This window comes from Roseomonas sp. CAU 1739, from assembly GCF_039839775.1.
Classification (GTDB): Bacteria; Pseudomonadota; Alphaproteobacteria; order Acetobacterales; family Acetobacteraceae; genus Neoroseomonas.
This window is the reverse complement of record NZ_JBDOQQ010000005.1, coordinates 26,480-50,190: the sequence shown is the minus strand read 5'-3', so window position 1 is coordinate 50,190 and position 23,711 is coordinate 26,480. Positions and strand designations below refer to the sequence as shown.

General features: G+C 70.4%; 23 protein-coding genes and 1 tRNA gene. 6 read left to right on the top strand and 18 right to left on the bottom strand.

The window, feature by feature from the left end:
• Window positions 1-121: 121 nt before the first annotated feature.
• Together AAFN86_RS10395 and AAFN86_RS10390 are read right to left on the bottom strand one after the other, a co-directional pair.
• The gene (locus tag AAFN86_RS10395; RefSeq protein ID WP_347543239.1) at window positions 122-529 is read right to left on the bottom strand and encodes an META domain-containing protein; all 408 of its coding nucleotides are present in this window, start codon (window positions 527-529) and stop codon (window positions 122-124) included.
• A gap of 227 nt (window positions 530-756) precedes the next feature.
• Window positions 757-1,920, bottom strand: a complete 1,164-nt coding sequence (locus AAFN86_RS10390; RefSeq protein WP_347543238.1) for a mandelate racemase/muconate lactonizing enzyme family protein — start codon at window positions 1,918-1,920, stop codon at window positions 757-759.
• A gap of 146 nt (window positions 1,921-2,066) precedes the next feature.
• Here AAFN86_RS10390 and AAFN86_RS10385 point away from each other — a divergent pair, with 146 nt between their 5' ends.
• Window positions 2,067-2,996 (top strand): LysR family transcriptional regulator, encoded by a 930-nt coding sequence (locus AAFN86_RS10385; protein WP_347543237.1) that lies wholly within the window; start codon window positions 2,067-2,069, stop codon window positions 2,994-2,996.
• A gap of 367 nt (window positions 2,997-3,363) precedes the next feature.
• Here the strand turns inward: AAFN86_RS10385 and AAFN86_RS10380 are convergent, their stop codons facing one another.
• Both AAFN86_RS10380 and AAFN86_RS10375 read right to left on the bottom strand, forming a co-directional pair.
• Window positions 3,364-4,053: a hypothetical protein gene (locus tag AAFN86_RS10380; protein ID WP_347543236.1), complete on the bottom strand. Its 690-nt coding sequence runs from the start codon at window positions 4,051-4,053 to the stop codon at window positions 3,364-3,366.
• The gene (locus AAFN86_RS10375) at window positions 4,050-4,760 is read right to left on the bottom strand and encodes a VWA domain-containing protein (protein WP_347543235.1); all 711 of its coding nucleotides are present in this window, start codon (window positions 4,758-4,760) and stop codon (window positions 4,050-4,052) included. The genes AAFN86_RS10380 and AAFN86_RS10375 overlap by 4 nt, the downstream gene beginning before the upstream one ends.
• Before the next feature lie 135 nt (window positions 4,761-4,895).
• Between AAFN86_RS10375 and AAFN86_RS10370 the strand changes: the two genes are divergently transcribed.
• A complete protein-coding gene (locus tag AAFN86_RS10370; protein ID WP_347543234.1) occupies window positions 4,896-6,443 on the top strand; it encodes a hypothetical protein in 1,548 nt (515 codons plus the stop codon).
• 477 nt (window positions 6,444-6,920) lie between these two features.
• On the opposite strand, the gene AAFN86_RS10365 is transcribed toward AAFN86_RS10370, so the two are convergent.
• Entirely contained in the window at window positions 6,921-9,194 is a 2,274-nt protein-coding gene (locus AAFN86_RS10365) for an NADP-dependent malic enzyme (protein WP_347543233.1), read from the bottom strand.
• 420 nt (window positions 9,195-9,614) lie between these two features.
• Window positions 9,615-9,700, bottom strand: a tRNA-Leu gene (locus AAFN86_RS10360).
• Between the two features lie 30 nt (window positions 9,701-9,730).
• Between AAFN86_RS10360 and lipB the strand changes: the two genes are divergently transcribed.
• The gene (gene lipB / locus AAFN86_RS10355) at window positions 9,731-10,390 is read left to right on the top strand and encodes a lipoyl(octanoyl) transferase LipB (protein WP_347543232.1); all 660 of its coding nucleotides are present in this window, start codon (window positions 9,731-9,733) and stop codon (window positions 10,388-10,390) included.
• A 365-nt stretch (window positions 10,391-10,755) separates the two neighbouring features.
• Here the strand turns inward: lipB and AAFN86_RS10350 are convergent, their stop codons facing one another.
• From AAFN86_RS10350 to AAFN86_RS10340, 3 genes are all read right to left on the bottom strand, one after another.
• A complete protein-coding gene (locus tag AAFN86_RS10350; RefSeq protein WP_347543231.1) occupies window positions 10,756-11,451 on the bottom strand; it encodes a carbonic anhydrase in 696 nt (231 codons plus the stop codon).
• Between the two features lie 378 nt (window positions 11,452-11,829).
• Window positions 11,830-13,245 carry a DEAD/DEAH box helicase gene (locus tag AAFN86_RS10345; RefSeq protein ID WP_347543230.1) on the bottom strand — a complete coding sequence of 472 codons (1,416 nt, stop codon included), beginning with the start codon at window positions 13,243-13,245 and terminating at the stop codon, window positions 11,830-11,832.
• A gap of 387 nt (window positions 13,246-13,632) precedes the next feature.
• On the bottom strand, window positions 13,633-14,190 hold the full coding sequence (locus tag AAFN86_RS10340) for a hypothetical protein (protein WP_347543229.1): 558 nt from the start codon (window positions 14,188-14,190) through the stop codon (window positions 13,633-13,635).
• A gap of 169 nt (window positions 14,191-14,359) precedes the next feature.
• On the opposite strand from AAFN86_RS10340, the gene AAFN86_RS10335 reads away from it, so the two are divergent.
• Both AAFN86_RS10335 and AAFN86_RS10330 read left to right on the top strand, forming a co-directional pair.
• Complete coding sequence (locus AAFN86_RS10335) at window positions 14,360-15,706, top strand: amidase (RefSeq protein ID WP_347543228.1); 1,347 nt, start codon at window positions 14,360-14,362, stop codon at window positions 15,704-15,706.
• Window positions 15,703-16,035, top strand: coding sequence for a cupin domain-containing protein (locus AAFN86_RS10330; protein ID WP_347543227.1), 333 nt, complete (start codon window positions 15,703-15,705; stop codon window positions 16,033-16,035). Before AAFN86_RS10335 ends, AAFN86_RS10330 begins: the two co-directional genes overlap by 4 nt.
• A 114-nt stretch (window positions 16,036-16,149) precedes the next feature.
• Here the strand turns inward: AAFN86_RS10330 and ltnD are convergent, their stop codons facing one another.
• The 4 genes from ltnD to AAFN86_RS10310 all read right to left on the bottom strand — a co-directional run bounded on the left by ltnD (window position 16,150) and on the right by AAFN86_RS10310 (window position 19,851).
• Entirely contained in the window at window positions 16,150-17,040 is an 891-nt protein-coding gene (gene ltnD / locus AAFN86_RS10325) for an L-threonate dehydrogenase (RefSeq protein WP_347543226.1), read from the bottom strand.
• Window positions 17,041-17,193: 153 nt separating this feature from the next.
• Window positions 17,194-17,649: a MarR family transcriptional regulator gene (locus AAFN86_RS10320; RefSeq protein ID WP_347543225.1), complete on the bottom strand. Its 456-nt coding sequence runs from the start codon at window positions 17,647-17,649 to the stop codon at window positions 17,194-17,196.
• Window positions 17,650-17,813: 164 nt separating this feature from the next.
• On the bottom strand, window positions 17,814-18,755 hold the full coding sequence (locus tag AAFN86_RS10315) for a ketopantoate reductase family protein (protein ID WP_347543224.1): 942 nt from the start codon (window positions 18,753-18,755) through the stop codon (window positions 17,814-17,816).
• Window positions 18,756-18,972: 217 nt separating this feature from the next.
• On the bottom strand, window positions 18,973-19,851 hold the full coding sequence (locus AAFN86_RS10310; protein WP_347543223.1) for an S-methyl-5'-thioadenosine phosphorylase: 879 nt from the start codon (window positions 19,849-19,851) through the stop codon (window positions 18,973-18,975).
• 66 nt (window positions 19,852-19,917) lie between these two features.
• Between AAFN86_RS10310 and AAFN86_RS10305 the strand changes: the two genes are divergently transcribed.
• Window positions 19,918-20,094, top strand: a complete 177-nt coding sequence (locus AAFN86_RS10305; RefSeq protein WP_347543222.1) for a hypothetical protein — start codon at window positions 19,918-19,920, stop codon at window positions 20,092-20,094.
• Here the strand turns inward: AAFN86_RS10305 and AAFN86_RS10300 are convergent, their stop codons facing one another.
• From AAFN86_RS10300 to AAFN86_RS10280, 5 genes are all read right to left on the bottom strand, one after another.
• Window positions 20,095-20,580, bottom strand: coding sequence for an MgtC/SapB family protein (locus tag AAFN86_RS10300; protein WP_347543221.1), 486 nt, complete (start codon window positions 20,578-20,580; stop codon window positions 20,095-20,097).
• Window positions 20,577-21,671, bottom strand: coding sequence for a redox-regulated ATPase YchF (gene ychF / locus AAFN86_RS10295; RefSeq protein WP_347543220.1), 1,095 nt, complete (start codon window positions 21,669-21,671; stop codon window positions 20,577-20,579). Before ychF ends, AAFN86_RS10300 begins: the two co-directional genes overlap by 4 nt.
• Complete coding sequence (locus AAFN86_RS10290; protein ID WP_347543219.1) at window positions 21,661-22,167, bottom strand: hypothetical protein; 507 nt, start codon at window positions 22,165-22,167, stop codon at window positions 21,661-21,663. Before AAFN86_RS10290 ends, ychF begins: the two co-directional genes overlap by 11 nt.
• The gene (gene pth, locus AAFN86_RS10285; RefSeq protein ID WP_347543218.1) at window positions 22,167-22,760 is read right to left on the bottom strand and encodes an aminoacyl-tRNA hydrolase; all 594 of its coding nucleotides are present in this window, start codon (window positions 22,758-22,760) and stop codon (window positions 22,167-22,169) included. The genes AAFN86_RS10290 and pth overlap by 1 nt, the downstream gene beginning before the upstream one ends.
• Window positions 22,761-22,898: 138 nt before the next feature.
• Complete coding sequence (locus AAFN86_RS10280) at window positions 22,899-23,573, bottom strand: 50S ribosomal protein L25/general stress protein Ctc (protein WP_347543217.1); 675 nt, start codon at window positions 23,571-23,573, stop codon at window positions 22,899-22,901.
• Window positions 23,574-23,711 lie beyond the last annotated feature (138 nt).

Here is a 23,711-nt window from a genome sequence, read left to right as displayed (position 1 = left end):
CAAAGCGCCAAGCCAAGACCTTCAACGGCTCCGGGCCGTCGGCTGGGCTCCGCCAACGCGAAGCCGCTGCTGCCTTCAGCGCCAGGCGGCGCCGATGGGCGACGCGCTCCCGGCAGCGACTCTAACGCTCGCGCCGCAGCCGCAGCACCGTCCCACCGCTGGTATCCGTCAACAGCAGCGCGGCGCCATCCATGCGCCAGCCCCGGACCGCTTCCAGTGCCGCGTGGAAGCGCTGTTCCCGCTCCATCAGCGGTGGTTCACAGGCCATGCGCGTGCCCGCGACCGGGTCGAATTGCAGCGTCGCGCCTTCCAGGGTGAAGCCCCCCATGAAGCGGTTGCAGCCGCTGGAGCCATGGGCGGTGTGCTCGTCGGTGAAGGTGATGTCAGGGCGGCGAGCACCGGACAGCACTGTGGCGCCGATGGCTTCGACGACCCAGGCGCCGGTCGGGCCAGCGGCGTCCTGCGCCTGCGCGGCAGGCGCGGCGATGGCAAGGCCGGCGAGCAGGGCGAGGCATCGGGTGATGTCCATGGCGGCAGCATCGTAGCCGGTCGCGGCAAAGGCGTGGCAGTGAGATGACCAGACCCGGACGCCCCCCGGGCAAGGTCATGCCGCCGCCGGCGCCAGAACGGATCGCGCCCGACCTTGTTCAGTCAGGCGCGTGAAGACGCTCGCTCAAGCAAAAATCCGAAGTGGATTGCGGCAGCACAGTCTCACGCGGATCGATCCAGCATCGCCGGAGGCGGCCCGCCATCCGGTCAGGCCGACAAGTCACGCATCACCTTGATCAGGTCCGACTTTCCCTCGAACCCGATGCCCGGCAGCTCCGGCATGACGACGTGGCCGTCCTCGACGCGGACGCCATCGGGGAAGCCGCCATAGGGCTGGAACAGGTCCGGGTAGCTCTCATTGCCGCCAAGCCCGAGGCCCGCCGCGATCATCAGCGACATCTGGTGCCCGCCATGCGGGATGCAGCGCGACGGCGACCAGCCGAACTGATGCAACACATCCAGCGTGCGCAGGTATTCGACCAGGCCGTAGGACAGCGCGCAGTCGAATTGCAGCCAGTCTCGATCCGGCCGCATGCCGCCATAGCGCAGCAAGTTGCGCGCATCCTGGTGGGAGAACAGGTTCTCCCCCGTCGCCATCGGCCCCGGATAGAATTCGGACAGGGCGGCCTGCAGGGCGTAGTCCAGCGGATCGCCCACTTCCTCGTACCAGAACAGCGGGTAGTCGCGGAGCATCTTGGCGTAGGCGATGCCGGTCTCGAGGTCGAAGCGGCCATTGGCATCCACGGCGAGCCGGGCCTGCGGGCCGATCTCGGCCAGCACCGCCTCGATGCGGTCGCGGTCCTCGGCGATGGTCGCACCGCCGATCTTCATCTTCACCACGTTGTAGCCGCGATCGAGGTAGCCGCGCATCTCGGCCCGCAGCGCCGTGTTGTCCTTGCCGGGGTAGTAGTAGCCGCCGGCGGCGTAGACGAAGACGCGCGGGTTGGCCTCCCGGCCATGGCGTTCGGCGAGCAGGCGGAACAGCGGCTTGCCTTCGATCTTCGCCACCGCGTCCCAGATCGCCATGTCGAGCGTGCCGACGGCGACCGAGCGTTCCCCGTGCCCGCCGGGCTTTTCGTTCATCATCATCGCCGCCCAGACCTTGGCCGGGTCGATGTTGTCGCGCGCATCGTCGCGCAGGCTGGCGGGGTCGGCTTCGAGGATGCGGCCGCGGAAGCGTTCGCGGATCAAGCCGCCCTGGCCGTAGCGGCCATTGGAATTGAAGCCGTAGCCCACCACCGGCCGGCCATCGCGCACCACATCGGTGACGACGGCGACGAGGCTCGTCGTCATCTTGCTGAAGTCGATATAGGCGTTGCGGATCGGGGAGGCGATCGGCTGGGTGATCTCCCGGACATCGACGATGCGCATCTGGCATACCTCCTGTTGGGATGAAGCGGTGCGGCCATCGCGCCGTCATCCGCCTGTGGCTTATGTAGCAGGGGCTGGATACAGTCGGATCGCAGCCTGCATCCAATGCCAAAGGCGGATCTCATCATGCACATCCGGCATCATCCATGGACCTGACCTGGCTCGAGGACTTCCTGGCGCTGGCGGAGCACCGGAACTTCTCCCGCGCCGCGGAAGCGCGGCATGTCACCCAGCCCGCCTTCAGCCGGCGCATCCAGGCGCTGGAACACTGGGTCGGCACGCCGCTGGTGCTGCGCTCCCCGCAACGCGTGGTGCTGAATGCAGCCGGCGAATATCTGCGCGAACAGGCCGCCGTCCTGACGCGCGACCTCCATCAGATGCGGCGCGGCACGCTGAAGGCGGCCGGGCGCGAGGGCGCGGCCTTGTCGATCGCCGCGACGCACGCCCTGTCCTTCACCTTCTTCCCCGGCTGGATCCGGTCCCTCGAACCGCTGGATACGCTCGGCACGCTGAACCTCGTATCCGACACCATGGCCGCCTGCGAACGGATCCTGTTGGCGGGCGATGCCGATTTCCTGCTCTGCCATGCGCGCAGCGATGCGCCGACGCGGATCACGCCCGATGCCTTCACCAGCCTGGTGGTCGGCACGGATTGCCTCATCCCGGTCTCGGCCCCCGACGCATCAGGCGCGCCGCGCTGGGCACTGCCCGGCACCGCGGCGGCGCCGGTGCGCCTGCTGGCCTACAGCGAGGCGTCCGGCCTGGGCCGCATCCTGGATGCGACGCTGCGATCCTTCGACCGGCCCCTGTCGTTGGAGCCCGTCTTTACCTCGCCGCTCGCCGCCACGTTGCAGACGATGGCGTGCCAAGGCCACGGCATTGCGTGGCTGCCGCGCACCATGGCGGCGGAGGACCTTGCGAGCGGGCGGCTCGTCAATGCCGGCGGGGGAGAAGCCTCGGTGGCCATCGAGATCCGGCTGTTCCGGCCGCTGCGCCGGCAGTCGAACACGGCCGAGGCGTTCTGGAAGGCCGCGTCGGCGCTATCGGCGGCTTCGGATGAACGGTCGAGGGCATGACGCGACATGCCTGTGCATGCTGCGGGGCTTCCGGCCGAGATGGGCGTCGCGATACCCAGTGTGACGGCGCATTGGAGGGGCGCCGCCCCTCCAAGCCTCCCCGCCAGGAGCCAACGGGCTCCTGGACCGCGGGCACTTGGCTCCCAGCCCGACACACCGTTCTGCTATTTGCCGCGTGCTTCGGGCACCGGACTACATTTCGGCACTCATTCTGCCCGTGTCGCACGGCGCCAAGTGGAGGTTTGCAAAGGCCTTAGCCTTTGCTGGGGTGGCTTGGAGGGGCAAAGCCCCTCCAATTCGCACGGCGGAAGCAGCCAGGCCATCGCTGAGGCCCGGCCTAGGTCCCGCCGCATCTCCCGCATCCGCCTCAATCCCCGAGCAAAAGGTCCCGCGCCGCGTTGAGCCGCGCCGCCAGCCAGGCGCTGCCGCCCTGGTCGGGATGCGCGCTGCGCATCAGCCGCCGATGCGCCGCCTTGATCTCCACCTCCGTGGCACCGTCCGCCAGCCCCAACACGGCCAGGGCCTCGGCACGGTCGAGCGGGCCCTCGGCCGGCGGCGGCGGGGTCTCGCGCCAATCCGGATGGGCGCGGTCCAACCAGGCTTCGAGCAGCGGCACGCTGTCCTGGTCGTCGCGCGCGCAATCCTCGCGCAGCGCCAGCAGGTCCGGCAGGGACAGCGCGGCGAGATCCGCACCGGCGAAACGCCCGCGTGTCACCGTGCCGGTCATCCGCCCGCTGTCATGGTGCAGCACCATTTCCAGCATGCCCGTCTCGACCCGGGTTTCCTGCCCCGGGCTGGCCTGGCCGCCGCGGGAGAAAGTCCGCGCGCTACGCCAGGACCGCCACGCCTGCATCAGCAGCGGGGCGAAGAAGGCGGCCGACCAGATTGCCTGCAACCCCCGCCCGCTGAACAGCAGCGCGGCCAGCAGCACCAGCCCGACGCCGCCGGCGATCCAGGCGAGCGCCACCTTCACCGTGCCGACCGGCGCATTGGCGAAGGCCCGCAGGCCGGACATGGCCAGCACCAGAGCGAGGCCGCCGAGGGCGAGCCAGGTCATCGGGCGGCCTTCGGCGCCGGCAATTGCCCTGCGATGCGCGATGCCGCCGGACCACCGAGGCGGGCCAGCGCCGTCCGGCCACCAGCCGCGAAGACCGCGACGGCGCGCAGCAACTCCCGCAGCGTCTCGGCGGCGGCGGAATCGAAGGGCGCATAGGCGCCGCCGGACACCTTGGCGATCTGGCGGAAGGCATTGCCGGCCACGGCATTGCCGCCCTCATGGAAGCAGAACACCGGTGTGCCGCGCAGGCCGAGTTCACCGGCCGCCTGGCACAGCGCGTCCACATCCTCCTCGACCGCATCGCCGACGAGGACCAGCGCGCCGACCTTGTCGCGCTGCGTCTCGGCCAGGGCGAAGCGCAGCGCGCGCAGGATCTGCGTCTGCCCGCCCAGGCAGGTGACGGTGGACATGCGCCGCGCCAGTTCCGCCCCATCGGTCAGGAAGGGGGTCGCGGCGAATTCCAGGTAGCCGCGCCAATAGGCCAGCGACACCGCCAGCCCGCCGAGGTCACGGGTGGCGAGGAACATCTCCCCGGTCAGCGCGCAGGCGCGGTCCCAGGCCGGCTGGCGGGACGCGGTGGCATCCACCGCGAACACCAGCCGGCCCGGCCGGGCGCTGCCGGCGCGGACAGCCGGCATGTGCGCCACCTTGTCGAGGAAGGCGGCGACCTCGGCGGTGGGGCCTGGGCGCGCGGGGGGGCGGGGCATGGTCGGGTCCGATGCTGGCATTCGTTGACCGTGATGTGAAATGCCTCACTCGCCACGCCAAGGGGTCCGGCGCCATGCTGGCGAGGATTGCCGTCGCGGGCTTTACTGCGGCGGCGCAACAGGACGGGGGTCGGGATGCACGCTTCACGCAGCACGGGGTTCAGGGCGTTCGCGCTCGCGACGGTTGCGGGGCTGGCGCTGTCCACGGCCGCGGTAGCGCAAAAGCCGCCGCCCGCCGGTGCCCCGGCCCGGCCGGCCCTGCCGACCGCCAAGCCGCCGCCACTGGGCGCACCCATGCAAGCGCGGCCGGCGCCGACCGTGCCGACCCCGCCGCCGGCTGCACAGGGTCCGGCACGCCCGGCCCCACCGCCGGCCGCACAGGCGCCGACGCTACCGCCCGCATTCGCCGCCCCGCAGGTCATCCCGCCCAACGAACCGGCCGCGGTAACGCGGTTGCGCGCGCTGTTCGGCGACGATACGCGGCTGTCCTATGCCTCGGCGCAGGTGCTGGATGGTGCCGGCGAACAGGTGCGCCTGACCGGCGTGGTGCTGGAGAAGCCGGGCAAGCGCGCCACCATGGATGAGGTGACGCTGAACGGCCTGCGCGCGGACGGCGTGACCGAGGCGGTGCTGCGCGGCTTCACCACCACCGAGGCCGGCACGACCGTGCGCATCGCCATGCTGCGGCTGGCCGGGCTGACGGTGCAGCGCGATGCCCCCGGCACGTCGCCGCAGCCCGAGCAGGTGACCCTCGCTTCGCTGCGGATGGAGAACCTGCAGGCGAGCGGCGCCACCACGCTGCGCGTCGGGCTCGTCGAACTCGAAGGCTGGGCCGCAGGAAAGCCTGCGCGGTTGGCGATCGAAGGGCTGGAAAGCTCCGATTTCGGCGGCGGCGCGGTCGATGCCGTGCGCATCGCCCGTTTCGCCATGTCCGGCCTCGACGCGGCCCGCATGATGGGCGCGTTGATCCGCGGCGAAGCCGTGCCGAGCCTGGTCGGCCGGTCGAGCCTCGAGATGCTGCGGATGGAGTTGCTGGCTGGCGGCCGGCCCGTCGGCGGCATCGCCGAGACGCGGATCGAGGCCGACATCACCGCCGCCAACGGTTCGGGCAGCGGCACCATCGCGATCCGCGGCATCCGCGTCGAACCGCTGCCGATGATCGCCGAATGGCTGACGCGCTTCGGCTACCAGGCGATCGAAGGCGAGATCACCGCCGCCACCGCGCATGACGCGACCGCCGGGCGGGTCGAGATCCGCGACCTGACCATCGCAGCGCGGGAGGCCGGCACGCTGACCTTCTCGATGAACCTGGACGGGCTGACGCCCGACCGGGTGCAGACGATGGACTATTCGCAGGCGCGGCTGATCTCGGCGGCGCTTGGCTATGCCGATGCCTCGCTGTTCCGTCGCTTCATCGCCATGCAGGCGGCGCAGACCCGTACGCCCGAAGCGCAGTTGCGGGAGCAGTTCGCAGCGATGGCCGGCGGCGCGCTGAGCCAGCCGGGGGCGGTCGCGCTCGATCCGATCCGCGACGCGGTGCTGAGCTTCATCCGCGGCCAGGCGCAGTCGGTGCAGATCCGGATGAACCCGCCGCAGCCGATCGGCATGGCGGAGATGCAGCAGGTGCCGCCGAGCCCGGCGGAGATGCAACGTGTGCTGGGGATCAGCGCGACGGCGCGGTGAGGATCGGCGGGGCGCTGCCCGCAGGCGCGCGAAGGCTGCGCTGAAGGTTGGAGGGGCGTTGCCCCTCCAAACCACCCCACCAAAGGGCTACGGCCCTTTGGAATGCGGTCTTTTGGTGCTGGGCACCGGGCGTGTTCCTTCGCCTGGATACGCGGGTGTTGCGCGGGGCCTTGAGGATTGTCGGGCGGGCCGCAGCCGGTAGGCCTTTGGCGGGTGGCGAAGCACTGATTTGCCGCATCGAGGGGGGCGATGCCTCTTTGCGCCGCGCCGTCCCGGCAAAGCTTCGCGCTCGCCCCGCGAACCACTCCACCAAAGCCCCGCAGCGTCGAGCACTCGGCTGTTCGCGCTACCCGCACCACGCCTCGATCCGGGCTGGTCGCGCGCTACGCTGTCGGCCGCGCCAATATCCCGCGGTCCAGGGGCCCGCTGGCCCCTGGTGGGGTGGTTTGGAGGGGCAAGGCCCCTCCAACCTTCCCCTCACCGCCCCGCATTCGCCTGCGCCACCGCCAGCGCCGTCACGTTGAGGATGCCGCGTGCCGTCACGCTCGGCACCAGCACGTGGATCGGCTTGTTCATCCCCAGCAGCAGCGGCCCGAGCTGCAACCCGTCGGTTGCAGCCTTCACGAGGTTGAAGGCGATGTTGGCGGCGTCGATCCCCGGCATGACCAGCAGGTTCGCCGCCCCTTCCAGCCGGCTGTCCGGCACGGCGCGGCCGCGGATGGCCGGGATCAGCGCAGCGTCGGCGTGCATCTCCCCATCCACTTCGAGCGCGGCGTTCTGCTTGCGGATGATGGTCAGCGCCTGGCGCATGCGCCGCGCAGAAGGTGCGTTCGACGCGCCGAAGGACGAATGCGACAGCAGCGCGACCTTGGGCGTGATGCCGAAGGCCTGCACCTGTTCGGCGGCGAGCAGCGTCATCTCGGCGATCTGCTCGGCGGTCGGGTCCAGGCACAGATGCGTGTCGACGACGAACAGGTGCTCGCCCGCGCGGGTCACGACGCCGGACAGCGCATAGACCCGCCCGACATCGTCGCGCTTGCCGATGATGTCGAGCACGTGCTTCCACTGGCCCATCCAGTCGCCGGTGCCGCCGCAGATCGCCGCATCGGCGTGCCCGGCTTCGAGCAGCAGGGAGGCGGCGACGCCCGGCCGCGTATGGACGCGCCGCTCCGCCGCATCGGGCGGCGTGCCGCGGCGGCCGGCCTTGATGCGATACAGCTCGGTCAGCGGGTCGAAGATCTCGGCATCGCGCGCGGGATCGAGGATGCGCACGCTGTCGCCGAGCGCCATGCGCAGGCCGAGTGCTGCGACCTTCGCGGCGATGACGTCGTGGCGGCCGACCAGGATGGGATCTGCGATGCCTTCATCGACCACCGACTGCACCGCGCGCAGCGTGCGTTCGTCCTCGCCTTCCGCATAGACGACGCGGCGGGGGTTCTTGCGGGCGGATTCGAAGACCGGACGCATCAGGTTGCCGGAGCGGAAGACGTTGCGCTCCAGTTCCCGGCGATAGGCGTCGAAATCGGCGATCGGGCGGATGGCCACGCCGGATTCCATCGCCGCGCGCGCCACCGCCGGCGCAATTTCCAGGATCAGGCGCGGGTCGAAGGGCTTCGGGATGATGTAGTCGGGGCCGAAGACCGGTGCGACGCCGCCATAGGCCGCGGCGACGACCTCGCTCGCTTCCACGCGGGCCAGCGCGGCGATGGCGTCGGCGGCGGCGATCTTCATCTCCTCATTGATCGTGGTCGCGCCGCAATCGAGCGCGCCACGGAAGATGAAGGGGAAGCACAGGACGTTGTTGACCTGGTTCGGATAGTCGGTGCGGCCGGTCGCGACGATGGCGTCGGGGCGGGCGGCGCGCACGGCCTCGGGCAGGATCTCCGGCTCGGGGTTCGCCAGCGCCAGGACCAGCGGCTTGGGTGCAAGGTGCTTCAGCCATTCGGGCTTGAGCACGCGCGGCGCCGACAGGCCGAGGAAGATGTCCGCCCCCGGCAGCACGTCCTCCAGCGTCCGGGCCTCCGTCTCCCGGGCATAGCGCGCGCGATACGGGTCGAGGTCGTTGCGCCCGGTATGGATCACCCCACCGATGTCGCAGATCGTGACGTTTTCCCGCTTCAGCCCCATCGAGACCAGCAGGTCGAGGCAGGCGAGTGCTGCCGCGCCGCCGCCGGTATTGACCAGCTTCACGTCCTCCAGCCGCTTGCCCTGCACCAGCAGGCCGTTGCGCACCGCGGCGGCGACGATGATGGCGGTGCCGTGCTGGTCGTCGTGGAAGACCGGGATCTTCATCCGGTCGCGCAGCGTGCGCTCGATGATGAAGCATTCGGGCGACTTGATGTCCTCGAGGTTGATGGCACCGAAGGAGGGTTCGAGCGCGGCGACAACCTCGATGAACTTTGCGGGGTCGCGTTCCTCGATCTCGATGTCAATGGAATCGATGCCGGCGAACTTCTTGAAGAGGACCGCCTTGCCTTCCATCACCGGCTTCGAGGCCAGCGCGCCGATCGCGCCCAGGCCGAGCACGGCCGTGCCATTGGTGATGACGGCGACCATGTTGCCGCGCGTGGTGTAGTCATAGGCGGTGGCCGGGTCGGCGGCGATCGCCTCGCACGCCGCGGCAACGCCGGGGCTGTAGGCCAGGCCAAGGTCGCGCTGCGTCGCCATGCGCTTGGTCGGTTCGACCGCCAGCTTCCCGGGGCGCGGGAGCCGGTGGTAGTCGAGTGCGGCGCGGCGGAAATCCTCGTCCATCAGGGTACCTCCACGGTGCAGCGTAGAGGCTTTCGCCGCCTCATGTCAGGGGCGGCGGGCGATTCCGGCCATCGCCCGCTTGCGTGCCGGCTCCATGCTGCGCCATGCGCGCCGCGCCGCGGCGACCGGGCCCTGCGAGGACATCCATGCCGAGCCACCACCGTGTTCCGTTGTCGGTGCTGGGCATTGCCGGCTTGCTGCCGAGCATCGCCTATACTTGGTGGGTGTGGCGCAGCTATCCGGCGTCATTGCTGTCGACCAACGGAGCGCCGGTGCTGTGGGACTGCGTCAACCTGTGGGCGGGCGGGCGTCTCGCGCTGGACGGGCGCCTCGACGCGGTGGTCGACCCGGCATCCTACCAGGCTTGGCTGCGGGGGCCTTCGGGCCAAGCCCGACCGGCAGCCTTCAGGCGCCGGAAACTGGTGCGGTCGAGAAGATTCGAACTTCCACAGGGTTTCCCCTACCAGCACCTCAAGCTGGCGCGTCTACCATTCCGCCACGACCGCAAACCGGGTAGAGGGCGCGGCGTATAACCCATGACCGCGCCGCCATCAACACACCCCCTCGAATGGATCGTCAGCGACGGTCGCACCCCCTATGCCGAGGCCCTGGCCAGCATGGAGGCCCACGTCGCCGCCATCCGCGCCGGCACCGCGGCCGAACGCGTCTGGCTGGTGGAACACGACCCCACCTACACCGCCGGAACCTCGGCCAGACCCGAGGACCTGCACGACGCCCGATTCCCGGTGTTCAACGCCGGGCGCGGCGGGCAATGGACCTATCACGGGCCGGGACAACGCACCGGCTACGTCATGCTCGACCTCCAGCAACCGCACGGGTCGGTGCCGGCACGCGACATCCGCGCCTACGTCCACGGGTTGGAAGAATGGCTGATCCGCACCCTGGACCATTTCAACATCCGCGCCGAACGCCGCGCCGGCCGCATCGGGCTGTGGGTGCCCAACCGCATGGGCGGGGAAGACAAGATCGCGGCCCTCGGCGTGCGGGTGACACGCTGGGTGAGTTGGCACGGGGTGGCACTGAACGTCGACCCGGACCTGGACCACTTCGGCGGGATCGTACCCTGCGGGATCAGCGAATTCGGCGTGACCAGCATCCACGCGCAAGGTGTGGTCGCGACGATGGAGCAGGCGGATGCCGCGCTTCGAGCGGCCTGGGCGGGCGTGTTCGGGTGAGGTGAGGTCAGGGGGAGTTGAACTCCCCCCGAACCCCTCCTCCTCTTTTTTTGGCTGTTGGGCTGGTGCGCTGGTGGAGTGGGGCGGTCACAATCGACTCGGGCCGCGACTCATAACGAATTTTCCGACAATCGCGCGCGGCGTTGGACAAATGGGCGGGGTGCGCGAAGGGGCCAGGCCGCAAGGCGATAGTCGGGGCCGTCAGGGCGCACGCATGGCAGCGAGTGGGCGGAGTCCAAACATCGCGTTGCAGGCCGGTGCCGCGGCAAGTCCCGCTCGGCCCTGCATGGCGCCCGCAAGCCCCGCCGCGCCGCCCTAGTGACGGGCAGGGATCCGGGGGAGTTCACTCCCCCGCCCTTCACCCGTCACAACTCCAGCAGCTCGATCTTCCCGGCATGCAGGTCGTACCGCGCCGCAACCACCTTCAGGGTCCCGACGCGGATCTTCTCTGCGAAATCGGGGTTGCGGATCAGCGATCGTGCGCCGGCCTTCGCGTTTTCCCGCACCGCATTGTCGACCAGGTCGCCTGGCTGGTTCCGCACAGCGTTCACCGCGAAGATGATCGGCCCGAGCATCGGTTGCATGATGGGGGGGATGATGGCGCCGCGCGTCACCACCTCAACCGCCGCGGTCACGGCGCCGCAAGCTTCGTGGCCCAGCACCATGACGGCGGGTGTGCCCAGGGCTTCGACGCCGTAGGCGACGGTGGCGAGGTCCACCGGGGGGATGGTGTTGCCGGCGACGCGGGCGACGAAGACCTCGCCGAGCCCGGCCTGGACCAGGGTTTCGGGCGGGGCGCGGCTGTCGGCGCAGCAGATGATGGTGGCGAAGGGGGCTTGCCCGGCGGCCAGTCGTTCACGCCTGCCGGCGCCGGCGTCGATCGGCGTGGGGTCATCGGCGACGAAGCGCCGGTTGCCGTCCAGCAACCGCGCGATCGCCTGGTCGGGGGTGAGGGTGGTGCGTGAGACGGGGGTGGTGGTGGCGCGGGCGCGTGGTGCGCCGAAGAGTCCGGCACAGGCGAGGCAGGCGATGCTGCCGAGGGTGGATCGTCGAGACGCCATGGGGATTCCCCGCTGAAGGGCTGGTGCCCGGAGCGGGAAGTCTGCGTCGATGGCGGTGAAGGAGTTCTTTATGGCGGCTCACATGCGCCCGTGCCCGTGCAAGCCGCCGCAACGCCGTGTTCGTGCGGGCATCGTCACGCGCCGGACTGAACCCGATGAGGCGATATCGGCCGCAAGGCTCGCGGGCAGCCCGACCTGGTGCCCGGCGGGATGGTTGGCTCCGTAGGGCACCAGAGCGCCATCCAGCCCGTGGAGCCGCGTACCAGTATCGGTTTCCAAAGGCCCGCTGGCCTCTGGTGGGGTGGCCCGGAGGGGCAAGGTCCCTCCGGTCTTCATCCCTGAACCGGCGCGGATCGCTCCACGCCGGTCCGGTTCAGATCACCGCCCGCGCCGCAGGAAGGCCGGCGCGGCGGCGCCGTCGCGGAAGTCGCCTTCGCGCCACGACCGGTCGCGGCCCGCCGTGTCATGCGAGGCGGTCGCGGGGCGGCGGCGGGCCTGGTCGCCGGCGGGCGAGGAGGCCGGCTTGCCGCTGCTGTTCTGCTTCGCCGCCGCGCCGTGTCCGGCCGGGCGGTGTTGCGGCTGGCGCTGCTGCGGCTTGCGATGCTGCTGCTGGCGCGGGGGCCGCGGGGCCTCGGGCGGTCGGGCGGCGAGTTCCTCGGCCGTGGCACCCGGGCGCTGTTCCGACGGGATGGTCTGGCGGATCAGCTTCTCGATTGCGCGCAGCTTGTCGCGGTCCTCATGGCTGCACAGCGCGATCGCCTCGCCCGACGCGCCGGCGCGCGCGGTGCGGCCGATGCGATGGACGTAGGTTTCCGGCACTTCCGGCAGGTCGAACTGGATGACGTGGGTGACGCCATCCACATCGATGCCGCGGGCGGCGATGTCGGTCGCGATCAGCACCGGGGCCGAGCCGTCGCGGAAGGCGGCGAGCGCACGCTCACGCGCGTTCTGCGCCTTGTTGCCGTGGATGGCGTTGGCGGCGATGCCGTCCATGTCCAGCTGCTTCACGATGCGGTCCGCACCGTGCTTGGTGCGGCTGAACACGAGTGTCCGGCCGACGCCTTCGCCCTTGATGAGTTCGGCGAGCACGCGGCGCTTGCCGGAGGCCGGGACGTTGATGACGCGCTGGGCGACCTTCTCGGCCGTCGTCGCCACGGGGGCGACGGCGACGCGGGCCGGGTCCTTCAGCATCTCGGCGGCCAGGCGGTTGATTTCCTGCGGCATGGTGGCGCTGAAGAACAGCGTCTGGCGCTGCTGCGGGATGGCCTTGAGCAGGCGACGGATGGCCGGCAGGAAGCCCTTGTCGAGCATCTGGTCGGCTTCATCGAGCACCAGCGTGGTGACCATGTCGAGCCGGCCGGCATTCTGGTCGAGCAGGTCCTGCAGGCGGCCCGGCGTGGCGACGAGAATGTCGACGCCGCGCGACAGGGCCGCGCGCTGCGGCCCGAAGCCGACGCCGCCGAAGATGACGGCGACGGACAGGCCGAGATGGCGGCCATAGGTCCGCACGCTGTCGGCGATCTGGGAGGCCAGTTCGCGCGTGGGCGACAGCACCAGCACGCGGCAGCCGCCACGGGGCGGCCGGCCGGGGGTCTGGGCCAGGCGGTGCAGGATCGGCAGGCTGAAGGCCGCGGTCTTGCCGGTGCCGGTCTGGGCGATGCCGAGCAGGTCGCGCCCTTCGAGCACGATCGGGATGGACTGGGCCTGGATGGGGGTGGGGGTGGTGTAACCCTCCTCGGCCAGGGCCTGGAGGATTCGCGTGTCGAGGGCCAGGCCCTCGAAGGTATTGGTCAAGATACGTCCTGTGGCACGCGCGCGGCGATGATCGCGGCGCACGTCGCTGCGGTGAGAAAGCCCCGCGGGATAGGGACAGTCCGGTGGGTGGCGCGCCAGTTCCCGACCCGGGCCCGCACCGCGCTTCACTGCCCTGGGGAGCGAAGCGGCGGGGACCGATCACGCGGCCGGGTGGCGCGTGGCGCGCGGTGGACCCGCGCGATGAACCGTGTATGGGCCTTCGCGGGTGCAAAAACAAGCAAAAGCATCGAGGCGCGCGTGGCGATGGCGCCGCGGCCCGTGGCGCGGCGGGCCGAACCGTGAAGGGTTCAGCCGCTTGCGGCGCTGGCCATGGCCCGATCGCGCGACACGGCCGCCTGGCGCATCGGCGCCTGCGATCGTCGCGCCCTACCGCCGCGCCAGCATCGCGTTGCTGTCCTCGAAGCGCTGCATCACCTTGGCCGAATCATACGGGCCTTCCTCCAGCGTCTCCGGGTCCCATTCGCTGCGATGGGCGGCGAAGAAATCCCCGCCATAGACGTGGATCGCCCCGGTCAGGCGCGGGATCGGGTTGGTCACCGAATGGATGATGTCCTTGCCCAGCACTGCGCAGTCGCCGGTCGAAAGCGCCTTGGCGCCGGCGGCCTCGATATGGTGACCGTCGCCTTCGGCGATGCGGCGCCAGAAGATGTTGTCCTCCCGCCCGCCATAGATGCCGATGCAGGCCCACATGCGGTGGTCATGCGGCTGCAGCGTCATCAGCGGCCCCCATGACAGGTTCAAGATGGTCAGATCGGCGGACCGATACAGCGGCACCAGCCCGGCCTTGGTCGGCTCGCCCAGCGCCTTGATGACCGAGGCGTGGTCGGCGACGGCGCGGGCGACGACCTCGCGGACGGATTTGTGGCTGCTGTCCTGGGCGATGGCCTCGCGGCAATCGGCGATGAAGCGGTCGAGGTCGAACATCGGAGTGCCTCCGGGGTGGCGGGACAACGCAATCCCTGCATGGAGCCTGCGCGAGAAGTTACGCCTCCGCCAGCCGGGTCGCACGCCAAATCCTCGCGCGGGCGGGTGCCCTTGTCGATCCTCCGGGGCGGCGGAAGAATGCCGGGCAGTTTGAGGAGCAGCGCCAGCAATGAAGACGATCGCCGAAGCCGCCGCAGCCCTTGCGGCCGGGCGCACCACCGCGGCCGCGCTGACCGATGCCGCGCTCGCCCGCATCGCCGCGCCGGACGGGGAAGGCGCGCGCGCCTTCATCACCGTGCATGCCGAGACGGCGCGCGCCTCGGCGGCCGCGATGGATGCACTGCGCGCGGCGGGGCGGTCGCCGTCCGCCTATGCGGGCATCCCGATCAGCATCAAGGATCTGTACGACGAGGCGGGGGTGACCACGCGGTCCGGCTCCGTCGCGCTGAAGGGCGCGCCGGCGGCAAAGGCGACCGCGCCATCCGTGCAGCGGCTGATCCGGGCGGGGTTCGTGATCCTCGGCCGGACCAACCAGGTGGAATTCGCCTTTTCGGGGCTCGGCGTGAACCCGCATCACGGTACGCCGCGCAGCCCGTGGGACCGCGCGGTGGGACGGCTGCCGGGCGGGTCGTCTTCGGGCGCGGGGGTGGCGGTGGCGGATGGGATGGGGTTTGCGGGGCTCGGCACCGATACCGGCGGGTCATGCCGCATCCCGGCCGCACTCTGCGGCGTGGTGGGGTGGAAACCGACGGCGAAGCGCGTGCCGATCACCGGCATCCTGCCGCTGGCGACCTCGCTCGATTCGGCCGGGCCGCTGGCGCGCAGCGTGGCGGATTGCGCAGTGGTCGATGCGCTGATGGCCGGGGCGGAGGACGCCGTCGCGCCGAAGCCGCTGCCGATGAAGGGGCTGCGGCTTGGCTTGCCGCGCGGCACCTTCCTGACGGATGGGATGGACGGCACGGTCGCGGCGGTGTTCGGGCGCACGCTGACGCGGCTGTCGGCAGCCGGGGCGCAGGTGATCGAATTCGACCTGCCGGAGCTCGACCAGATCGCCGCCGCCAATGCCGCCGGGGGTTTCGCCGCCAGCGAGGCCTGGGCCTGGCATCATGGCCTGGTCGCCGAGAAGGCCGACGCCTACGACCCGCGCATCCTCAAGCGCATCCGCCGCGGCGAACAGATGTCGGCGACCGACTACGTTGAACTGCTGCAGGCGCGCGCGCGCATCATCGCCGCCATCGCGCCGCGCACCGCGCCCTTCGATGCGGTGATCTGCCCGACCTGCCCGGTGGTGCCGCCGCGCATCGCCGATGTCGACGCCGAGGCCGACTACAACCGCATCAACATGATGCTGCTGCGCAATACCAGCGTGGGGAATTTCCTCGACCGCTGTTCGATCAGCATCCCCTGCCACGTTGAAGGCGAAGCCCCGGTCGGGCTGATGCTGACCGGCGAGCACATGGGCGATGCAAGGCTGTTCCAGGTGGCGATGGCGGCGGAGGCGGCGCTGGCGGCGTGACCGCGCCGCGCTTCGGCAACCTGCGCGATGGGCCGGCCCCCGCCGCGGCGGGGGGCGAGACCTTCGCCGAGCTTCTGCGCGACGGCGGGGCGCGGGTGGAACGCATCGCGTCGCGCGCCGTGCGTGATGGCGACTGGTACGAACAGGGTTGGGGCGAATTCGTGCTGCTGGCCAGCGGGGCGGCGCGGCTCGCCTTCGCGGATGGGACCGAGCGTGCGCTCGCGCCCGGCGATTGGGTGCATCTGCCCGCAGGCTGTCGCCATCGCGTTGCCTGGACCGATCCGTCGGTGGAGACACTCTGGCTGGCGGTCCACCTGCCGCCGGGATGACGGGGCGCGGGGATCAGGCCGTGGCGCGTTCCGGCCGAAGTGGCCCCGCCCCGTCGAACCGCCAGCCACGCACGAACGTTTGCGGGCCAGCCCCCCGCGGCATCGAAGCCGACATCATTCGCCCGGCAGCTTGATCCCCGTCATCGCCTGCCACACCCGGATGACGAAGCCATCATCCTTGCCGCCCTGCCCGATCGCCCGCGCCGCGGTGAACAGTTGCTGTGCCTGCGACGCCAGCGGCACCGGGAAGTTCAGTCCGCGCGCCATCTCCGCCACCAGGCCAAGATCCTTGACGAAGATGTCCACGGCGCTGCGCGGCTCGTCGTCGCCGGTCAGCACGCGGGCCATGCGGTTCTCGAACATCCAGGAATTGCCGGCGGCGCTGGTGACCACGTCATAAAGCTGCTGCGGATCGGCGCCGGCGCGGATGCCGAGCGCCATGGCTTCCGCCGCCACCGCGATATGCACGCCGGCAAGCAACTGGTGCACCACCTTCACCGTGGCACCGATGCCCGGCTCCTCGCCGAGGTTCCACACCTTCGCCGCGACCGCGCCGAGCACCGGTTCCGCCGCCGCGAAGGCGGCCGCGCTGCCCGACGCCATCACCGTCATCTCGCCCGCCCGCGCCTTCACCGCGCCACCCGAGACCGGCGCATCGAGGAACAGGAACTGCCGCGCCGCCGCCTGTTCGGCCAGCGCCCGCGCGGCATCCGGGCCCATGGTGGCGGAGGAGACGATCACCGCGCCGGGCGCGAGGCGCGGCAGCGCGCCATCCGCGCCGAATACCGCGGCTTCCGTCTGCGCGGCGTTCACCACGAGGACGACCAGCGCGTCGAGCCCCTGCGGCAGGTCGGAAGCCTTGGCGACGACACCGCCCCCGGAGGCGGCGAATTCCGCCCGCGCGGCCTCGCGCATGTCGCAGCCGGTCACGTCATGCCCGGCGCGCAGCAGGCTCAGCGCCGCGCCCATGCCCATGCTGCCCAAACCGATGACGCCGACCTTCATGGCGATCCCCCCATATGAAGTGCCGCAGGCTGGCGGCGCGGCGGCGGGCGGTCAACGCGTGATGGCGACGACGACCTGGACGACGGCGAAGACCGCCATCAGCAGCAGCGCGATGCGCTGCAGGACATGCATGGGCGGCATGGCGTGGCGCGGTCAGATCCGGGCGCGGGGCCTGCGCGCCTGCCGGGCGATCAGCGCGCGCAGCAGGTCCTTGATGGCGGCGGCGTCGGGGTGGCGGGCGACGACCTCGGCCTCATGCGCACGGGCGGCGCTCAGCAGGTCGTCCAGCATCGCCTCGCCTTTCGGGGCCAGGTGCACGCGCACCAGGCGGCGGTCGCGCGCATCCTGCTGGCGCGTCACCAGCCCGCTGCGCTCCATCCGGTCGAGCACCTTGGTCATGGTCGGCTGCTGCAGCAGGCAGGCCTCGGCGAGGACGGTCACCGTCTCGGGCCCGCCCGACAAGGTGGCGAGCACGCGCCAGACCGGCACCGAGACCCCGCGGCCCCTCAGCCTGTCATGGAATTCCGCTGATACGACATGGGAGGCGCGGGCGAGTAGCGAGAGGAGGTAGTCGTCCACGAACCTTGGTTCGGCGATTTTCGTGTCCATGGCGGGTCACCCGACTGGAAGGCTGAACACTAGCGTTCCGGAGGGTGCCATGTCTTGCATTGTGTGCATTTATTTCGTGATACACACCGAATAGAAACCAGGACGCGATCTTCACGCGGGTTTAGAAGACCTTTCACGCAATACGGCACCGGCGAGACGGTGCATCACCGCCCCGGCAGGCGACCGGCGGCGCGTCGCTGCTCATAGGCGCGGGCATGCAGCAGCGCGGCCTCATGCGCCTCATCCTCCACGCCGGCGCGTCGGGCGGCATCGAGCAGGTAGCCCAGGATGTGGTCCGCCTCGGTCCGCCCGCCGGCTTCGATGTCGCGCAGCATGGAGGTGCCATAGGCGCTCGCCGGGTCAGCGAACAAGGCGCGGTATTCGGCCATGAAGGCATCGCGCATCGGGAAGCCCTGCGCCGCGGCAATCGCCGCATTGCGGTCGAGCAGCCGATGCAGGAAGGCGCTGCCGCCGGCACGCACGACCTCCCCCACATTGGCGCGCATTAGCACGGTGCCGATGGCGCTGGTGCCAAGGTGCACCAGCTTCTCCCACATCCGCGCCATGATGTCGGGCACCGCCTGCGCGACCACGCCGCGCGCCGGGGCGAAGGCAGCCTCGATCGCGCGCGTCCGGTCGGACAGGCCGCCATCGCGTTCGCCGAAGGTGATCCAGCGCCAGTCATTGAGCTGCCGCACGGTGCCGTCCGGCCCCAGCGTCGCCTGGATCTTGGCGAGGCCGCCCAGCACCCGGTCCGAGCCAAACGCGGCCGCCAGGCGATCGACATGGGCCAGGCCGTTCAGCACCGGCAGGATCGCGGTGCGCGCATCCACCGCCGGGCGTATGGCGGCAATGGCGTCAGCCAGGTCATAGGCCTTGCAGGACAGCAGGACGACGTCCCAGCCCGGGGCCACCTGGTCCGCGGTCAACGCGGCAACAGGGCCGCGCCAGGCGCCGAAGGGGCTGTCGATGACCAGGCCATTGCGCCCCAGCGCCGCCTGGCGCGCGGGGCGGACCAGGAAGGCGACCTCGGCCGCGCCGGCCTCGACCAGTCGGCCGCCGAAATAGCCACCCAGCGCGCCTGCGCCCAGGACCAGGATACGCATGGTCGTTTCCCCACCGATGGTGAGGCAGAGCCTAGCCGGGCGGGGGGCGGGGGACCATTGGGGGCGGCGAGATTGGAGGGGCGCTGCCCCTCCAAGCCACCCCGCCAGGAGCCAACGGGCTCCTGGACCGCGGGATTTGGGTGCTTCGCCCGGAGGGCGCCCATGTGGACCGGCGCCGCGGAGCCAAGCCCGATGCGCGGTTCCATCCCCGCCCGCCCTACAGCACCCGCCGCGCCACCACGTCGAGCTTCGCCAGCATGTCCGGGTCGCGCCGTTCCGGCGCGGTGATCAGCGCGTGTTCCAGTGCCGTGTCGCAGCCGGCGGGGCATGGGCCGCGCGGGGCGCCGAGCATCGGCACCACCGCCTGCACCAGCGCGCGGGCGCGGTCGGCGTTGGAGAACAGCACCTTCACCACCTGCTCGACGGTGACGTGGTCGTGGTCGGGGTGCCAGCAGTCGAAGTCGGTCACCATGGCCATGGTCGCGTAGCAAAGCTCGGCCTCGCGGGCCAATTTCGCCTCGGGCATGTTGGTCATGCCGATCACGTCGCAGCCCCATTGGCGGTAGAGCAGGCTTTCGGCCTTGGTGGAGAATTGCGGGCCTTCCATGACCAGGTAGGTGCCGCCGCGGGTGTAGGGCAGGTCGATGGCCTTGGCCGCGGCTTCCAGCGCATCACCGAGGCGCGGGCAGACCGGATGCGCGACCGAGACATGCGCGACGCAGCCGGTGCCGAAGAAGGATTTCTCGCGCGCGAAGGTGCGGTCGATGAACTGGTCGACGATGACGAAATGGCCCGGCGGGAGGTTCTCCTTCAGCGAACCCACGGCCGACAGCGAGATCAGCTCGGTGCAGCCGATGCGCTTCATGGCGTCGATATTGGCGCGGTAGTTCAGCGCGGAGGGCGGCGTGGGGTGGCCTCGGCCGTGGCGGGGCAGGAAGGCGACGCGCGCGCCGTGCAGCGTGCCGGTGAGGATGTCATCCGACGGATCGCCCCAGGGGGTGTGGACCTTGACCCATCTGCGGTCTTCGAGACCTTCGAGGTCGTAGACGCCGGACCCGCCGATGAAGCCGATCATGGGGGTGATGAGGTCGGACATGGAACGGTGTCTCCGCGCTGCGGAAGGCGGTTTAGCGCGACGGGGCGCGCGTGCTAAGCGGGGAGCATGATTCGACCTGCGGTTGCCCGATTCGTAGCACCCCTGCTGTTGGTGATGCTGGCGCTGGCGGCCTGCAGCGATGACCAGTATTCGCGCAGCGGGCCGATGGCGCCGCGCGGAACGGCGCTGCCGCCGCCGGACCCGGTGACGGGGGCGGCGAGGACGGCGCTGCCGGGGTCTTGATCACCCGTCCAGCACATCGTCCTCCGGCTTCCGCCGCGCCCGGTGCCGATCGATCCACCCCGCCACCGGCCGCAGCAGCACGTTCACCGTCAGCACCAGCGCCGTCACGACGATCGCCGCCGTGAACTCCCGCGCGCCGATCAGCACGCCGAGCATCGCGACGCACCAGATCGTCGCCGCATCGCCCAGCCCCGTGACCGACCGCCCCGCCTTGATGATCGCCCCGGCGCCGAGGAAGCCCACCCCCGTCGCCACCGCCCCGAAGGCATTGCCCCAGCCGATATCCGGCACGCGCGACACCACCATGCAGGCAAATCCGGCCGAGGCCAGCGCCACCAGCGAGCAGGTGCGGATGCCGACCGCGCTCGTGCTGACGCCACGCTCGATGCCGATAGCGACGCCGATCACGAAGGCCGCGCACAACACCAGGGCGGTGCCGAGATCCGGCCCCAGCCCGGTCAGCCAGGCGTCGAGCGCGGCATTCACACGTTGAACCGGAACAGCATCACGTCGCCATCCTTCACGACGTATTCCTTGCCTTCGACGCGCATCTTGCCGGCTTCCTTGGCACCCTGCTCGCCGCCCAGCGTGACGTAGTCATCGTAGCCGATCGTCTCGGCCGCGATGAAGCCGCGCTCGAAGTCGCCATGGATCACGCCGGCGGCCTGCGGTGCCTTCATCCCCTTGATGATGGTCCAGGCGCGCGCTTCCTTCGGCCCACAGGTGAAGTATGTGATCAGACCCAGCAGCGTGTGGCCGGCACTGATGATGCGATCCAGGCCGGAATCCTCCAGCCCGAGGGAGGACAGGAATTCCGCGCGGTCACCTTCCGGCATCTGGCTGATCTCGGCCTCGATCGCCGCCGAGACCACAACCGCCTGCGCGCCCTCGGCCTTCGCCTTCTCGAACACCTTCGCCGAGAACGCGTTGCCCGTGGCGGCCGAGGCTTCCTCGACATTCGCCACATACAGCACGGGCTTGGTCGTCATCAGCTGCAGCCGCGACGCCGCCGCTTCCTCACCCTTCGGAACCGCGGTGCGCGCCGGCTTGCCCGCTTCCAGCGCCGCCTTGATCGGGTCGATCAGCGCCATCTGCGCGAGCGCTTCCTTGTCACCGCCACGCGCGCGCTTCACCAGGCCGATCGCCCGCTTCTCCAGGCTGTCGAGGTCGGCGAGCATCAGCTCCGTCTCGACCGTCTCCGCATCGCGCACCGGATCGACATTGCCCTCGACATGGGTGACGTCGGTGTCCTCGAAGCAGCGCAGGACATGGACGATCGCATCCACCTCCCGGATATTCGCCAGGAATTGGTTGCCGAGCCCCTCGCCCTTCGACGCGCCGCGCACCAGCCCGGCGATATCGACGAACTCAAGGCTCGTCGGCACCGTCTTCTGCGACTTGCCGATCCGCGTCAGCGCATCGAGCCGCTTGTCCGGCACCGCCACGCGCCCGACATTGGGCTCGATGGTGCAGAAGGGATAATTCGCCGCCTGTGCCGACGCGGTCTGCGTCAGCGCGTTGAACAGGGTGGATTTGCCGACATTCGGCAGCCCGACGATGCCGCAGTTAAAGCCCATTGGTATCCCCTTTGCCGCCGATGGCGGGCGCTGCCTTGTGCCAGGCAGCCTCGAATTCCTCGGCGAAGGTCTCGGCGATGGTCGCCGCCGCGATGCGCGCCGCGCCGTCATCCGTCACCGGCGCCAATGCCGCGGCGCGCAGATGCCCCACCACCTCGCCCACCGAAAGCGAACCACGCGGCAGCCGCCCGACCGTCTCATGCGCCGCGCGCGCGGGGTCGCCGGTGAAGCGCAGCAGATGGCGCGCCACCAGCACCAGCGCACCGGCCAAGGCGGCCGCGTCGCGCGTGCCCTCGCGCATCACGCGGCGGTCCTCGGCTTCCGGCGAGAAGCCGTCGATGGTGAACAGGTCGAGCGTCGCGCGCAGCCCGGCCGCGGCACTCGCCAGGCATTCCGCCTCGCGCACCAACGCGGCGGCGAGGATCGCCGTGCCGTTCGCCATGTCCTGCGGGCCGGGGCCGGTGAAATCGAAATCCGGATGTGGTTCGTCTTCCATCACCCCTCCTGCGTCAGCAGCGCGACGCGCGTCATGAAGTCCTCAGGCTTGCCTTCGGCCAGCATCGGCGCGCAATCCGCCACCGCATCCAGCAACTTTTCCAGCCAGGGCTGGTCCTGCTTGGCGAAGTTGCCGAGCACATGCCCGGTCACCGCATCCTTGTGGCCCGGATGCCCGATGCCCATCCGTACGCGCCAGTAGTCCGGGCTGCCGAACGCACGCCGCATGTCGCGCAGCCCATTGTGCCCGGCCACGCCGCCGCCCTTCTTCACCCGCACCTTGCCGGGCGCGAGATCGAGCTCGTCATGGAAGGCGGTCACATCCTCGGGCGGGATCTTCAGGAAGGACGCGGCCTGCTGCACGGCGTCGCCGCTGGCGTTCATGTAGGTCATGGGCTTCAGCGCCCAGACGCGACGCCCCGCAATCGTGCCCTCGCTCACCTCACCCTTGAAGCGCTTACGCCATGGGGAGAAGCGATGGCGGCGGGCGATGGCATCGACCGCCATGAAGCCGATGTTGTGGCGCTGGCGCGCGTATTCGCTCCCCGGATTGCCGAGGCCGACCCACAGCAGCGGTCCGTCAGATGCAGGCATGGGAACAAGAAAGGTCGGGGGAGAGAACTCCCCCGATCCCCCTCCTTTTTCTGTCTTTTGGGGACTGACCGGCGGGGCCGGCGCCAGAGATCAAAAAACGGAGGGGGATTCGGGGGAGGTGTTCCTCCCCCGACTTCCTTACTTCTTCTTGCCGCCCTTGGCCGGCGCGGCTGCACCGGCGGCGGGCGCCTTCTGCTTGATCGCCTCGACCGGGCCAGGGGCCGCGGCGGGGGCTTCCTCGACCACGGTCGGGGCGGCGATCGAAGCGACCATGAAGTCGCGCCCGACGATCGCCGGCTTGGCGCCGAACTGGTCCTTCACGGCGGACCAGCGCATGCCGTCACCGATGGCGGCTTCACCCAGGTCGATCTCGAAGGCTTCCGGCACGTTCTCCGGATCGGCCATCACCTCGATCTCGCGGCGCACGACGTTGAGCACGCCGCCGGCCTTGATGCCCGGGCAGGTCTCTTCGTTCAGGAAGTGCACGGCGACCTTCACGCGGATGCGCGAACCCGGCGCCAGGCGCTGGAAGTCGACATGGATGGGGCGGTCGGTGACCGGGTGGAACTGCACGTCGCGCATCAGGCAGCGCTCGGTGGCGCCTCCCTTCACCGCGACCTCATACAGGTGCGACTGCCAGCCGCCCTTGTGCAGTTCCTTCATCACCACGCGCGGGTCGAGCGCGGCAAGCTGCGCTTCGGCCTTGGCACCGTAGATGACAGCGGGGACGAGCCCCTGACGCCGGGTTGCGCGGGCTGCCCCCTTACCTGCCTGCTCGCGCGCTTCGGCCTCGATCCGAATGGTCTGGACCATGGTCGTGTTCCTTCAGGTTGATGCTGTCGCCGTGCCGGGGCCTTGCGGACATGCCAGCACGACAAGCGCCGGCCTCCAGGGGTGCCGACGCGGGCCGCTTCTAGGCGATGCGGGTCACAGGCGCAAGCACCGGAACCC

Coding starts and splice junctions, on each gene's coding strand:
- AAFN86_RS10395 (WP_347543239.1), bottom strand. CDS start 529: ATGGACATCACCCGATGCCTCGCCCTGCTCGCCGGCCTTGCCATCGCC.
- AAFN86_RS10280 (WP_347543217.1), bottom strand. CDS start 23,573: ATGGTCCAGACCATTCGGATCGAGGCCGAAGCGCGCGAGCAGGCAGGT.
- AAFN86_RS10290 (WP_347543219.1), bottom strand. CDS start 22,167: ATGGAAGACGAACCACATCCGGATTTCGATTTCACCGGCCCCGGCCCG.
- AAFN86_RS10335 (WP_347543228.1), top strand. CDS start 14,360: ATGAAGACGATCGCCGAAGCCGCCGCAGCCCTTGCGGCCGGGCGCACC.
- lipB (WP_347543232.1), top strand. CDS start 9,731: ATGACCGCGCCGCCATCAACACACCCCCTCGAATGGATCGTCAGCGAC.
- AAFN86_RS10370 (WP_347543234.1), top strand. CDS start 4,896: ATGCACGCTTCACGCAGCACGGGGTTCAGGGCGTTCGCGCTCGCGACG.
- AAFN86_RS10315 (WP_347543224.1), bottom strand. CDS start 18,755: ATGCGTATCCTGGTCCTGGGCGCAGGCGCGCTGGGTGGCTATTTCGGC.
- AAFN86_RS10390 (WP_347543238.1), bottom strand. CDS start 1,920: ATGCGCATCGTCGATGTCCGGGAGATCACCCAGCCGATCGCCTCCCCG.
- ltnD (WP_347543226.1), bottom strand. CDS start 17,040: ATGAAGGTCGGCGTCATCGGTTTGGGCAGCATGGGCATGGGCGCGGCG.
- AAFN86_RS10350 (WP_347543231.1), bottom strand. CDS start 11,451: ATGGCGTCTCGACGATCCACCCTCGGCAGCATCGCCTGCCTCGCCTGT.
- AAFN86_RS10340 (WP_347543229.1), bottom strand. CDS start 14,190: ATGTTCGACCTCGACCGCTTCATCGCCGATTGCCGCGAGGCCATCGCC.
- AAFN86_RS10365 (WP_347543233.1), bottom strand. CDS start 9,194: ATGGACGAGGATTTCCGCCGCGCCGCACTCGACTACCACCGGCTCCCG.
- AAFN86_RS10305 (WP_347543222.1), top strand. CDS start 19,918: ATGATTCGACCTGCGGTTGCCCGATTCGTAGCACCCCTGCTGTTGGTG.
- ychF (WP_347543220.1), bottom strand. CDS start 21,671: ATGGGCTTTAACTGCGGCATCGTCGGGCTGCCGAATGTCGGCAAATCC.
- AAFN86_RS10385 (WP_347543237.1), top strand. CDS start 2,067: ATGGACCTGACCTGGCTCGAGGACTTCCTGGCGCTGGCGGAGCACCGG.
- AAFN86_RS10310 (WP_347543223.1), bottom strand. CDS start 19,851: ATGTCCGACCTCATCACCCCCATGATCGGCTTCATCGGCGGGTCCGGC.
- AAFN86_RS10320 (WP_347543225.1), bottom strand. CDS start 17,649: ATGGACACGAAAATCGCCGAACCAAGGTTCGTGGACGACTACCTCCTC.
- AAFN86_RS10380 (WP_347543236.1), bottom strand. CDS start 4,053: ATGACCTGGCTCGCCCTCGGCGGCCTCGCTCTGGTGCTGGCCATGTCC.
- pth (WP_347543218.1), bottom strand. CDS start 22,760: ATGCCTGCATCTGACGGACCGCTGCTGTGGGTCGGCCTCGGCAATCCG.
- AAFN86_RS10375 (WP_347543235.1), bottom strand. CDS start 4,760: ATGCCCCGCCCCCCCGCGCGCCCAGGCCCCACCGCCGAGGTCGCCGCC.